This is a genomic window from Winogradskyella sp. (assembly GCF_016744625.1).
GTDB lineage: Bacteria > Bacteroidota > Bacteroidia > Flavobacteriales > Flavobacteriaceae > Winogradskyella.
Map to the genome: position 1 here is coordinate 1 of NZ_JADGDZ010000011.1, position 13077 is coordinate 13077.

The 13077-nt window shown below is 32.9% G+C and carries 12 protein-coding genes; 3 read left to right on the forward strand and 9 right to left on the reverse strand.

Translation table 11 applies throughout. The features are described from left to right. On the forward strand, positions 1-981 hold a 981-nt coding region (locus QZZ53_RS04195), incomplete at its 5' end, for an OmpA family protein (RefSeq protein ID WP_296381816.1). Between the two features lie 2 nt (positions 982-983). Beyond that, positions 984-2258, forward strand: coding sequence for an MFS transporter (locus QZZ53_RS04200; RefSeq protein ID WP_296381818.1), 1275 nt, complete (start codon positions 984-986; stop codon positions 2256-2258). On the opposite strand, the gene QZZ53_RS04205 is transcribed toward QZZ53_RS04200, so the two are convergent. From QZZ53_RS04205 to QZZ53_RS04230, 6 genes are all read right to left on the reverse strand, one after another. Then, on the reverse strand, positions 2255-3568 hold the full coding sequence (locus QZZ53_RS04205) for a sulfatase-like hydrolase/transferase (RefSeq protein WP_296381820.1): 1314 nt from the start codon (positions 3566-3568) through the stop codon (positions 2255-2257). The genes QZZ53_RS04200 and QZZ53_RS04205 overlap by 4 nt on opposite strands. Positions 3569-3628: 60 nt before the next feature. Then, entirely contained in the window at positions 3629-4390 is a 762-nt protein-coding gene (locus QZZ53_RS04210) for a UDP-2,3-diacylglucosamine diphosphatase (protein ID WP_296381931.1), read from the reverse strand. Positions 4391-4400: 10 nt separating this feature from the next. Then, positions 4401-4853 carry a 6-carboxytetrahydropterin synthase gene (locus QZZ53_RS04215; RefSeq protein WP_296381822.1) on the reverse strand — a complete coding sequence of 151 codons (453 nt, stop codon included), beginning with the start codon at positions 4851-4853 and terminating at the stop codon, positions 4401-4403. Between the two features lie 99 nt (positions 4854-4952). Further along, the gene (locus QZZ53_RS04220) at positions 4953-5129 is read right to left on the reverse strand and encodes a hypothetical protein (RefSeq protein ID WP_296381824.1); all 177 of its coding nucleotides are present in this window, start codon (positions 5127-5129) and stop codon (positions 4953-4955) included. A gap of 61 nt (positions 5130-5190) precedes the next feature. Beyond that, entirely contained in the window at positions 5191-6525 is a 1335-nt protein-coding gene (locus tag QZZ53_RS04225; protein WP_296381826.1) for an MATE family efflux transporter, read from the reverse strand. Further along, a complete protein-coding gene (locus tag QZZ53_RS04230) occupies positions 6522-7022 on the reverse strand; it encodes a GNAT family N-acetyltransferase (protein WP_296381828.1) in 501 nt (166 codons plus the stop codon). The genes QZZ53_RS04225 and QZZ53_RS04230 overlap by 4 nt, the downstream gene beginning before the upstream one ends. A 35-nt stretch (positions 7023-7057) precedes the next feature. Here QZZ53_RS04230 and QZZ53_RS04235 point away from each other — a divergent pair, with 35 nt between their 5' ends. Beyond that, complete coding sequence (locus tag QZZ53_RS04235; RefSeq protein WP_296381830.1) at positions 7058-7855, forward strand: universal stress protein; 798 nt, start codon at positions 7058-7060, stop codon at positions 7853-7855. 86 nt (positions 7856-7941) lie between these two features. Here QZZ53_RS04235 and QZZ53_RS04240 read toward each other — a convergent pair whose 3' ends face one another. From QZZ53_RS04240 to QZZ53_RS04250, 3 genes are all read right to left on the reverse strand, one after another. Continuing rightward, positions 7942-8784, reverse strand: coding sequence for an alpha/beta fold hydrolase (locus QZZ53_RS04240; protein WP_296381832.1), 843 nt, complete (start codon positions 8782-8784; stop codon positions 7942-7944). Then, a complete protein-coding gene (locus QZZ53_RS04245; RefSeq protein WP_296381833.1) occupies positions 8781-11543 on the reverse strand; it encodes a PD-(D/E)XK nuclease family protein in 2763 nt (920 codons plus the stop codon). The genes QZZ53_RS04240 and QZZ53_RS04245 overlap by 4 nt, the downstream gene beginning before the upstream one ends. Before the next feature lie 65 nt (positions 11544-11608). After that, on the reverse strand, positions 11609-13009 hold the full coding sequence (locus tag QZZ53_RS04250) for an OmpA family protein (protein ID WP_296381836.1): 1401 nt from the start codon (positions 13007-13009) through the stop codon (positions 11609-11611). Between the last annotated feature and the right edge of the window lie 68 nt (positions 13010-13077).

Here is a 13077-nt window from a genome sequence, read left to right on the forward strand (position 1 = left end):
TTTGCTAGTAGTGTTTCTGATTGGTCAATACCAAATATGGCATCAACAGATTTTTTTAATTCATGCAGTGATAAAGTGGGAATTAAAAATTATAATGGATATCAAAAACCTAAATCTGGTAATGCTTATGCAGGCATGTATTTTTATACAGATAAAAACTACAGAGAATATGTTCAAGGTCATTTATCAGAAACTTTAATAAAGGGCAAGAAGTACATCGTTCAGTTTTATTTGAGTCTAGCGGATAAATCCTCTTATGCCTTAAAAGATATTCAAGTTTTAATTACTGAAGAACGTTTAAAGCCGTGTTATAAATCTAATAATTGTGAGAAAGCGATAAAACCTTCTAAAACAACTAAAGAGAGGTTTGAAATGTATTCAAATTCTAATGAAATTTATTTTTCTAATAAGGAATCTTGGATGGAGTATTCTTTTGAATTTATAGCTGAAGGCTACGAAAATTATTTTTCAATTGGAAATTTTTATAGAAACCCAAAAACTAAAAAGGAAAAAACAATTTCTGATAGTCCATATTTCTTTTCATACTATTACATAGATGATGTTTCAATAGAGCCTTTAGAAAAAGAAGACGTTGAAACTATAGAAGAACTGGTTGAAAAATCAGAGATAAAAATTAATAAAGTATACACCTTTAAAAATGTATTATTCGATTTTGATAAGTCTGAATTATTAGATGTTTCAATAGAAGAATTAAATCAACTTTATAATCATCTTACTGAGAGTCTAAAGTTAAATATTGAAATCTATGGACATACAGACAATGTAGGATTAGACAAACGAAATAAAGAATTATCCAAACAACGCGCTAAAGCCGTTGCAGATTATTTAATTTCGCAAGGTCTAGATGCGTCAAGAATTCAATTTATTGGGTTTGGGAGCTCTAAGCCTCTTTCAGGTAATGATACTGAAGAAGGACGACAATTAAACAGACGTGTAGAGTTTAAATTAACAGACAGCTAATTTTGGTAAAAAACGATCCATACGCAGCACTCCGAATTAGAGAATTCAATATTTTTTTATTGTTGCGTTTTGCTTTAGTTTTAGGATGGTCCATGCAATTTGTGGTTATAGAATGGCAAGTCTATGCTTTAACTAAAGATCCGCTGTCACTAGGAATTATTGGCCTTTGTGAATTTTTACCTGCTTTTTTGCTTGCACCTTTTGCAGGACATATTGTAGATAAAAAGGAGAAACGAAATCTGTTTACAATTTGTATTGCCTTATTCTCATTAATAAGCTTTGGATTATTCTGGTTAACGTCAGATACAATAGAATCCTCATGGGAAACAAATACAATTTTATACGGAATTTATAGTTTGGTGTTTTTTGGTGGAGTTTTGAGAGCTTTTTTTGGACCAACTATTTTTTCACTTATAGCTTTACTTGTACCTAAAAAAATATATCCTAATGCAGCAACATGGAGTAGTAGTACTTGGAAAGGAGCCAATGTTTTTGGAGCGCTGTGCGGTGGTTTTCTAATCGCATGGATAGGTGTGCATTATACACTTGGCATCATATTTTTATTGGTAATGTTAGCATTAGTGTTAGTTTTTCAAATTGCTAAAAAGCCAATTTTAAATAAAAGAACTAATGAAACCGTAAAAGAAAGCCTTAAAGCTGGGCTAAGTTTTGTGTTTAATGATAAAGTTATTTTAGGTGCGCTAACCTTAGATATGATTGCTGTTTTATTTGGTGGTGCAGTTGCCATTTTTGCTGTATTTGCTAAAGATATTTTAGATGCTGGCCCTAAAGGGTTTGGCATTTTAAATGCAGCACTCTCTTCAGGAAGTATAATCACTATGTTGGCTACAACATATATTCCAATAACTAAAAATACAGGAAAGAAATTACTCATTTCAGTTTTTGGCTTTGGTTTTTGTATGATTATTTTTGGAGCTTCTAAATTATTGTGGCTAAGTGTTATCGCATTATTCTTTTCGGGTGTTTTTGATGGCATTTCAATGGTGGTACGTCAAACCATACTTCAATTAAAAACACCAGACCATATGAGAGGTCGTGTAGGTGCGGTTAACTCTATGTTTGTTGGGTCTTCTAACGAATTAGGTGCCGTAGAGAGTGGTGTGGCAGCTCGTCTTTTTGGCGCACCTTTAGCGGTTATGCTTGGCGGCACTACAACATTAATTATTGTGGCTATTATTGGCGTTAAAAATAAACCACTTCGAGAACTCGATTTACAACAAGATATTGAAGAACACGAAAAAGATGAAGAGGTTTAGTTTCTAATACTATTCAGTTCAGCTATGAGTTCGTCTTTCATTGCGATATCGGCTGCACTTAACGGCAATTGATTTGCGTTCAATAGGTTTGTGGTTTCAAGTGGATCAACACTTAAATTAAATAAACGTTCATTACCATTATCGAAATACATGTATTTGTGAGTCGCATTTCTAATGGTGTAATCCTGTGCTCCAACAGCACCTCTTTCAGCATAAACATAATTTCTTGTGTTAGCATTAGAGCTTGTAAGTAAGTCTTTAAAACTTTTACTATCATTTATTGTTGAAGTTGAATTTCCTACTAATTCAGAAATGGTAGCAAATAAATCCGTCGTATTAATTAGAGCATCTTCAATGGCATTAATTCTAGATACATTTTTGCCTGAAATAACCATTGGTACATTTACACCTCCTTGAAACAATGAACCTTTAACTCGTGTACTCAAATATTCTTGAGCCACTTGATTTGGAGTGCCATTGTCTCCAATAAAAATAATAATGGTGTTATTTCGTTCAGCGTCAGACATAGAACTAATTAATCTCCCCATTTCAGTATCCATAGCCTCGAGCATTGCTAAATAATAAGGTAATGGATTTGCATCTATACTCGCTTGGCCTGAAGGTAAGTTACCTTGAAAATGTAAGTCGTTTGGCGGTAAGTGAAAAGGTGTATGTGCAGCATTATAAGCTACCCACAAAAACCAAGGTTGCGTTTGTTCATCAATCCAATCAATGGCTAAATTAGTATATTTTGTTGTCGCATATTCTGTAGATGTATTTGTTTGTGCATTTTCAGTTAAATTCCAATTGGTATAAGATGGTATTCCACCACCTAAATTACCTGCGTAATAATCAACACCCATATTTGTAGGATGATTAGCATCATTGTTCGCCAAGTGCCACTTGCCTATAACAGCATGGTTATAACCAGAATTTGTATTATCTAAATGCGTTTGTAATGATACTTCTGAAGTTGACATGACATCACCTACCTGTGTAACATTCGTCCTAAACCCGTATTTACCAGTAATTATTGTACCTCGAGTTGGAGTGCATGTTGGATTAGACCACAAATTATTGAACTTAATACCTGAAGTCATCATGCTTTGTAATGTTGGCATATTGGGTTTTAAATTGCCAATGCTATAGCCTGGTGCTGCATCTAATCCCATATCGTCAGCGATTACAAGTAATATGTTTGGTTTGTTACTTTCAGGATTATCTTGAGGGTCGTTAGGATCATCAGTATTATTACAAGAAAAAAACAATGCAAAAGCTATTAACGCGAAGCTAAATGGGTGGAATTTCATAAAGTTGATTTTATGTAAGACTAAGAATATATGCAATGGTTTAATATTAAACCAAAGCGTTTAGTCCTTTTGAAATTTTTTCAACTCAAAACTTTCTCCATCATAAACACCGTAGGTATAATACTGAATCCAATCACCTAAATTGATGTATTTTGAAGATTCATTAAGTTGAATTTCTAAAGGTAAATGCCTGTGACCAAACACAAAATAATCACGATGTTTCTCTTCTAATTTACGCTTGCTATAAACGGCCAACCACTCGTTATCTTCTCCTAAAAACTTAGCGTCGTCGTCACCAGAAATCAATTTGTTTTTAACGGACAAGTATTGTGCAATCTTTACACCAATATCTGGATGTACCCATTTAAAAAGCCACTTAAAAAAAGGATTGGTAAATACTTTTTTCATGCGCTTGTAGCCTTTGTCTCCTGGACCTAAACCATCACCATGACCAATAAATATAGTCGTAGAGTTGAATGTAAATTCTTTAGGTTTATGATATACAGCAATACCGAGTTCTTCTTCAAAATACCCATTCATCCATAAATCGTGATTACCAACAAAATAATGAATAGGAATACCAGAATCACTTATTTCAGCCAACTTACCTAGTGTTCTAGTAAATCCTTTTGGAACCACAGTTTTATATTCAAACCAAAAATCGAACAAATCGCCAATTAGAAAAATTGCTGCAGCATCTTGTTTTATGTCATCTAACCAAGCCACAAATTTCTTTTCGCGAGGTAAAGAATCTTCACGAGTAGGTGCACCTAAGTGATTGTCCGATGCGAAGTAGATTTTTTTTCCTTCAGAAATTGTTATGTGATTAGTTTTAGTCATTATCTGAAGCGAACCACTCAGCGAAGCTTGTTGCCGTTTCTTGAAGTTTTAAGGAATGCAATTTTATGTTTTCTGGTAGGCGTCGTTTTATTTTTTCAGCAAAGTCGATGACCATCATTTCGCTTGTGGGTTGATAATTCACCAACAATACATTATGGCCTCTATCCTCCAATTCTTTAGCCAATTCTACATGAGGTGTGTTTTTATTAAATACAGTCGCATGGTCGAATACATTGACAATATCTTCTTTTACGATTTTTTTTAAATCGCTAAAATCAATCACCATCCCAAATTTTACGTTAGTATTATCAGAAATTGGTGTGCCAATGACAGTAACATCTAAACGATAACTATGTCCATGTACATTTTTACATTTGCCATCGTAGCCATATAGCGCATGACCAGTTTCAAAAGAAAATTGTTTTGTAATACGTATGTTGCTCATTAACGTCTTTTATTTCGGTTATAAAAGTACACAACGACCAGCACGATACCAAGGATGAGGAACAATCTATTACCACCTAAAAAATTAAGAAAATCCATTCTATTTGTCTTTAAATCTATTCTTATTATATCTGTAAATAGCATAGGCTATAATCACTAAGATAACAAAAGGTAAAATAGTACCAATAAAAACACCAATACTATAACTATTGTCTGGTGCTTCCTTTAGCTTTTCGTCAATATTGACTTCTTGTAACAGTGTTATGATTAGATTCATTTACAGATTGTAATCAGTTTTGAGTTAGCTTTATAATTAAATATCGATTTATTGATCAAATTTAAGGGTTTTGAGTAAGCGGTTTAAATGTTTTTCTAAATTTTATGATTAATGGCAAGCCACGAGCAATTATCCAAAGCGTAAAAGCTATAAAAACACCATAAAGTTTATAGTCTAAAGCATCAGTCCAAAAAACAACAGGAATAAATACTAAAAGTGTAGAAAACAATAACACATTCCTTAGATACTTCATTCTCCCCAGACCTTTAAAGACACCATCAAATATAAACGCCAAGGCACATAAAGGCTGCATGACTAACACAATCCAGAAGACCTTATAGAATTCTTTTAAAACGGCTTCATCATTACTAAATAGGTTACCTAATGGGTAATAAAATATAGCGCCAATTACACCTATGACTAGACCTGCGATAATGCCATACTTAATAAGTCTATCACTCAAAGCAATAAGATTTCTATAATCTTTTGCGCCTAAAAGTTTACCAGACAAAATATTACCAGCACTTGCATAACCGTCAATTAAAAAAGCGCCCAAAAACCAAAGATTAATTGCTATGGTATATGCTGCGATATAGCTTGTTCCATATTTAGTAGCAAAGCTTGTTCCGAAATATAAAGCTACATTTAAAGCTATGGTTCTAATGAATAAATTGAGGATCATTAATGCAAAGCGCTTTATTTCTGGATTAAAAGGAAATCTAACTAATAACGGAATATCTGTTTTCTTCAATAAGTAATAAGCCGAAAGACCAGCCATTATAACTTGAGCAATAACACTAGCATAAGCAGCTCCATTAATATGCATTGCGGGAATTAAACCTTCCACACCATAAACAAAAATAATATCTAGAATAATATTAGCTACGGCTCCAGCAATGGCAATTAACATTGGGTAGTACGTGTTTTGGAGTCCTCTAAACGTGCCGAAAACAGCAATTGTAAATAATGTGAAAGGAAAACCAAACACTCTGATTTGATAGTAATCTACACTATAATTTAGAATGGTATCTGAGGCATTATAAAACCTAAAAATTTGCGAAGCAAATGGATAGGTTACTGCAATAATTAAGATACTTAAAGATGTAATTAAAAAGATGGTCTGTGCAGGTAGATTTTTGATGGCGTTGAGGTTATCTGCACCTACATATTGAGACACAATAGATGAAATAGAACTGCGTGTTTGCCCTAAAACCCAAATAAGCATAGAAAGGAACGTGCCAACAATACCTACAGCAGCCAAAGACTCTGTAGCATTAAAATTCATATTACCAATGATTGCAGAATCCGTTAAGGACAAAATAGGCTCGGACACACCAGAAATTAATGCTGGTATAGCGAGTTTATTAATTTGTTTTAATGTGATTGACGTGCTCAAAGGACTAATTCATAACAATGAAAAGGGTATTCGCTTTGTTTTGGAAAATAAATATCACCTAATCTTTTATAGCCGCGAAGTTCGTAAAATTTTTGATTTCTTTTGTTCTGTGAGAAGGTGTCTAAACGAATAGAGCTATAGTTGTTTTCAATAGCAAACTGCTCAGCAAAGTTCATTAATCGTTGGGCATAGCCCTTTCCTTGTAGTTCTGGGTGAATTGCTAAACGATGAATATAAATATTGTTGCCGTTTTTAGTGAGCCATTTAATAGGCATATATTCTTCATCCATAAATGTAGAAATAACGATAGTGCCTTTTACTTGTCCATCAATTTCTAAGGCATAAAGTTCTTCGCGTTCTATATCATTTTCAAATGCAGAAGGATTTGGGTAGTGTTCATTCCATTGATAAATACCATTGGCAATCATGACTTTAGCACAATCTTTTGCCATTGTTATTATAGGTTCAATATCTACTATTTGAGCTTTACGAATCATTTATAATGTGTACTTTTGTTTCAAATTTTAATGCAATGAAAACGATACTAGTTCCTGTTGGGTCCTCAAAAAACGCGCAATCGCATTTACAATATGCTGTAGATTTTGCAAAAGCATTTGGCGCTAAATTATATGTGGTTCAAATATATAATGTTTATACCAAAGCAGGAACCATGATAAGCGTAGATCATATTATAGAGAGAGAATCTAAGGACTTTTTAGATAGTCATATAGCTTCAATAGACACAAAAGACGTTGAGGTTTATACTAGAACTTTTAAAGGAAAACTAGTAGATACTTTAGAAAAAGTTTGTGATGCTTTAGATGTAGATTTAATCATTTTAGAACCTCGTACTAATTCTATTAAGGATGAAGTATATTTAGGTAAAACTTCAGGAAAAATTGTAAAACGAACTCAGATCCCAGCTTTAATTGTACCCGAGGGCTATGTATACAGACCAATTGTTAAGATTTTATTGGCATTAAAATCTGCAATTGTAAGGAAAGAAGACGCTCTATACCCTTTGTCGGTAGTTAAGAACCAATATAAAGCCATTGTAAATATGCTTTTAGTTAAAACAGCACATCATAATGAAAAAGATTTTGAGCTTAATGATGAGTTAAAGACAATGGTAACAAATACTACGATTGCCGAGAGACCGACAACATTCCAAGCTGTATTAGAGCATTATAAATCTAATTACCCAGATTTGTTATGTGTTGTAAGGCGTAAGCGTGGATTTTTCTCTAAACTTTGGGAGGATAATGTCATTTTAAAGAAAGACTTTCACAGCAATAAACTACCTGTTTTAGTATTGAGCGGTCTTAAGTAAGCTTAAAAATAAAATTAGTTCAGTTGGCTTGAGTTTTACGCTGATAGCGTAGAAGTCATAGATTCGAATCCGTTATGCTTACTTTTTTATTTTGAAATAAAACCTTTAATAAAATTACTAGCTTTTTCTAACTCAGGAGATAAATTATCGGAATTCCATGGGTGTCTAGAATTAAACACATGGTCTGCACCTTCAATGATTTTAAGTTGACTATTTAGATTCCATTCATGTAATTCATTGGCTTCATTTATTGAAACTGACGTGTCGTTATCACCATGAATAATAAGCATAGGAATCTGTAGTCGTTTTGTAGAAGATTTAATATGGAGTCGTTCTTCATTAGCTTTAAAATCTTCATAGAACTGATAGAAATGTGGCATTTGTTGTTTTGTTCTACCGTTTAAAACATATTTTACGCCTTCTTCTTTCCATTCTTTTAAATCGCCAACGGTTGCTGTTCGTCTTCCAAAATCGCTAACGCTTGCTAAAGTGATGAGTTTTTTAACTCTATTGTCTTCTGAAGCTTTTAATATTGCTATGCCTCCTCCACGACTATGGCCAATTAAACAGATTTGATTTGTGTTTACATGTGAATTGTTCTCAAAATGTTTTTCAATCCAGTTTATAACATCATGTAAATCATCTAACTCTTTTGTGTAGTTGTTATTCCCAAAAGTTTCTAAATCTGGAAAATCAATAGGGTTTTTCATTGTGCCTCCATTATGAGAAAAATTGAATTTAATAAAGCAAATAGTTCCTTTGGCTATTGATTCTGCCATAATATTCCAAGCTCCCCAATCTTTAAAACCTTTGTAACCATGACAGAAAATAACAATAGGCTGATTGGTCTTTTCTTTAGAATAAAATGTATCTATTAGAATTGATTTTTTATCTGTTCTATTTAATATGATGTTATTTTCTATTGTCATTGGTCGAGTTCTTTTTCAATGAAATCATAATTCGGATTACAAATTTCTAATATTAGCTTTTTTAATTCAATCTCGAAATTGTTAAGTGTTTCTTGGGTAATCAGTTGATCTTTAGTTCTGCTATGTGTTGATGCTTTTTTTCCGAATTTTAAAAATCCTGAATTGAGGTTTTTAAAGGAAATTATACCAGCTTCAATGGGTAGTGCTATGAGGTTTTTTTTGTTCATCATATAAGCATAGCATAATACCTGAAATGATTTACTGTATTTGTCATAATCTGTAGTTAAATCTTCCCAATCTACAATTTCAACCTTATTTTGTTCAACCTTACCAGATTTATAATCCACAACTCGTGTTACACCATTAAACTCATCAATTCTATCCACTTTTCCACCAAGTCTAATTGTAAAATCTAAATCCTCAATCGTAATCTCTATTTTTTCATCCGCTTCAATGGCTAGAATTTTTATTTGATTACCAGCCTTTATATTTTCAATTTCAGAATTGATAAAATTTAAAATATAACGTTGTGCAATTTCAAAAATGATTAGGTTTTTACCTTTTGTAAAATCTCCATCTTTATAAAGGTCTTTGAAATGCTTTGTAACTGTTTTACTAATTAGAGTTTTAAATGTTTTGAGGTGATCTAGAGTTAAAAAATCACCTTCTAAAGGTTTGTAAAAATCCTCAAGTGTATTATGAATAACAGAACCTAAAGTGTTTGCGGCTATGTTTTCCTCAACATCTTCAAACTGCTTAATCCCAAGGATTTTTTCATAATAAAAATCCATAGGGTTTCTTATATAATTGGTTAATGATGATGGAGAAAACCCTTTAAGTGATAATGCTTTTAGTTTTTCAATAACCAAAGACGTTTTAGAAATTTGCTTTAATTGCTTTTCGATTATAGGCACTTCTGGTGAGACAATTGTGTGCTTGACCTTGTGGATTCCTTCAATTTCTAATTGTGTAATAAATCTACTTTTTTCACCGCCTTTTACTGCATCTATCTCAGTATTATATAGAATATATACGTTTTTTGCTCGTTGTAGAAGCCTGTAAAAGTGATAGGTGTAAACAGCATCTTTTTCTTTATAGGTTGGTAAATTGTTTTCGACTTTTACATCGAAAGGAATAAAGGAGTTGTTAGTCTTTCCTGAAGGAAGAATACCCTCATTAACCGAACTTATAATTACAGTTTCAAAATCTAATACACGAGACTCTAACATTCCCATAATCTGCAAACCCTCTAGAGGTTCACCTTTAAAGTCTAAGGTTTCTAAACTTAATAACTCTTTATATATAGAATGTAATGTGGTTATTGAATCAATGTGTTGGTAACTACTGTTTAGTTCCGAAAGTTGGTTAAATAAGGTGTTGAAACGATATAAATATTCTAATTCTAGGCGATTGCTTTGTTTATTATTTTCAAAATTTGTCTTCATTTTAAAGATAAGATTAGAGCAATTAATTAGGGCTGTTTCGGATTTATTTTCCCAGGGTTTAAATAATAAATCAATAAGTTCTGTATGCGAAGTTGTATGCTTTCTGAGTTCTTCAGCTGTAATATAGACCAGGTTGTTTTTTTGAATGTATTCTACTAAAGTACTAGATGTATTACTCGATTTGATTTCAAATAAAGGATATAGAGAAGGGTGAGTTAGGACACTTATAATATCCTTATAGTAAAAGCATGTCGTGTTGTTTTTGTGTATTAAAAACAGGTGTTCAAAAAATGAAGCTAATGGCACGTAACTCAGAGATAAACCCATGGTAACATTGAGTTTAGTAATGGCTCTTGGTATAGAATTAAGAACAGGCATTAATAGATTTTCTTCTCCTAAAACTACAGCAACACTTGATAAATTCTTATTGTTTTGATTGATGTCTTCAAGTAATTGACCAATATATTTGGCTTGCCCTATGAGTTTAGGAATTCCAGTAATTTGGATGCTCTTTTGCTCAGTGTAATAAGAAGTCACCCAATTAAAAGGTTGCTTTTTAAAGTAATTCCAATTTTTTTTATGTGCTCTTGTAAATAGGCCAGCATCATGGATAGTATCTTCGATAAATGTCTCATCAATATCCCAATATATGTTTGCTATATCATTTTGGAGTAAACCTTGTATAATATGTGATTCGGATTCATTAAGAGCATTGAAACCAAGAAAAACATGTTTCTTATCACTGTTGTTTTCTATATAAATCTCGAGGTTTTCTGATGCTTCTCTGTAGATTAAACCTTGATAGCCTTGTTTTGATTGAAGTAGATTCTCAGTGAACACTAAGTAGTATTCTTTAAGTCGTTTCCAAAATTTGAGGTGGTTCTTTATTAGATCAGTCTGCTCAGCTTCAAGAGACCAATGATTCAGCTCTTTTATAGCGTTTAAGTAATCAAATATCTGTTCTTGTGGTATAAGATAACGATCTATCTCATTAAAGTCTTGTAATAAGATTTGTGCCCATCTAGAAAAAGAGTCAAAAGATTCCTGGTCAGAGGATTTAGTAAGGTTCTTATATGTTTCATATAGTCTAAAAAGAAGCTCTGTATTTGGCACACTCTGTATCCCAGATAACTCTTCAACAAACTCTTCAATACTAAAAATTTGAGGTGAGAATATAGGCTGTTCTAATAAAGTAGCAAGTTGATGCTTAAGAAATACACCAGCACGCTTACTTGGAAGTATAAATAAGAGATCTTCAAGGTTTAAACCTTTTTTTTTGAGGTCGATTAATACAGTTTTTATAAAACTTACCATTTTATAAAAATAAAAAACGCTCCGAATTTCGGAGCGTTTTTTTAATATATTTTAAAACTGTGTTATTAGTTTTTCAACTTTACTTCAACACGTCTGTTTTCTTTTCTACCAGCTCTAGTTTTGTTGTTAGCAATAGGATTAGCTTCACCATAACCAGCAGCAGTTAATCTATCAGCGCTAATTCCGTTAGCGATTAAGTAATCTCTAACTGCATTAGCTCTTCTATCAGATAAAGCTTGGTTAGTAGATTTAGAACCTACACTATCAGTATGACCTTCAATTGCGAAATCTGCTTTTGGGTATTCTTTAAAGATTGCAACCATAGCTTGTAATACTTGATCAGTTTCTTTCTTGAAAGAAGCTTTACCAGTATCAAATAAGATAGATCTTGCGTAAGTATTTAAAGTATTTACAACAGCCTCTGTTGGCTTAACTTCTGGACATCCATTGTTTGCAGCTGTACCAACTTCAGTTGGACATTTATCATCTTTATCTAAGATGCCATCACCATCAGTATCTGGCCAAGGACAACCGTTATTAGCAGCAGGACCAGCTTCGTTAGGACAGTTATCAGAACCGTCAGCAACACCGTCACCATCAGCATCTGGACAACCCATTAATGCTTTTAAACCAGCAACAGTTGTACACTTATCATCTTTATCCATTACACCATCACCATCACCATCAGGACAACCATTAAATTCAGCTAAACCTGCAGTATTAGGACAATCGTCTTTAGAATCTTGGATACCATCATTATCAGAATCTGGGCAACCATTAAAAATTTCTAAGCCAGCTTCTTCTGGACAAGCATCATCTTTATCGTAGATACCATCACCATCAGTATCAGTACCACCAAATTTAAAAGTAACACCAACTGAATGTTGGAAATGCTTAGGTAAATAATCTTCAAATGAATGCTTGTATGTAGAATTAACGTTAATTCCAACTTTTTCAGACACCCAGTAATTTAATCCTAAAGTTCCGTTTAAAGTACCTGCACCGATTTGATCCACCCATGTGTAACCACCACCAACACCTAAGTAAGGGTCAATAGTTTTTGATTTTACTATATCCATAAAGCTATATGAAACTCTACCATCAATACCAAAGTACGATAAGTCATCAACTTCTGCTGTACCTGTTTGTATACCAGTAACTGGGTCAACATTTGTTCCAACTTTGCTAATTCTGTTTATAGATCCAGTAGCAGTAAAAGTAAAACCATCACTCAAATATCTTGAAACAGAAACTGTAGACAGAGATGGTAGGATATTCCAGTGATCTTCTGCGTTAAAGTATTCGTCAAAATAATCTCCTCGAGGTGCATCTTCTCCTACAGGGTAAAAGTCAACAGCATTCACGCCAAAAGCAACAGCCCATGGATTGTTTTGGTCTTGAGCATTTGAAGTGCTAAAACTTACAAGAAGCACTGCTACAAAAAATAATCTGCTAAGATTTTTCATATTCTAATTAATTTTAATTTTTTTAAGTGTTAATTTGTTGGCAAAAGTAAGTTGTTAAATGTTATTAA

Bases quoted from the DNA above. Each gene is read 5' to 3' on its own strand.
- QZZ53_RS04205 (WP_296381820.1), bottom strand. From the start codon at position 3,568: ATGAAATTCCACCCATTTAGCTTCGCGTTAATAGCTTTTGCATTGTTT.
- QZZ53_RS04215 (WP_296381822.1), bottom strand. From the start codon at position 4,853: ATGAGCAACATACGTATTACAAAACAATTTTCTTTTGAAACTGGTCAT.
- QZZ53_RS04220 (WP_296381824.1), bottom strand. From the start codon at position 5,129: ATGAATCTAATCATAACACTGTTACAAGAAGTCAATATTGACGAAAAG.
- QZZ53_RS04230 (WP_296381828.1), bottom strand. From the start codon at position 7,022: ATGATTCGTAAAGCTCAAATAGTAGATATTGAACCTATAATAACAATG.
- QZZ53_RS04235 (WP_296381830.1), top strand. From the start codon at position 7,058: ATGAAAACGATACTAGTTCCTGTTGGGTCCTCAAAAAACGCGCAATCG.
- QZZ53_RS04240 (WP_296381832.1), bottom strand. From the start codon at position 8,784: ATGACAATAGAAAATAACATCATATTAAATAGAACAGATAAAAAATCA.
- QZZ53_RS04245 (WP_296381833.1), bottom strand. From the start codon at position 11,543: ATGGTAAGTTTTATAAAAACTGTATTAATCGACCTCAAAAAAAAAGGT.
- QZZ53_RS04250 (WP_296381836.1), bottom strand. From the start codon at position 13,009: ATGAAAAATCTTAGCAGATTATTTTTTGTAGCAGTGCTTCTTGTAAGT.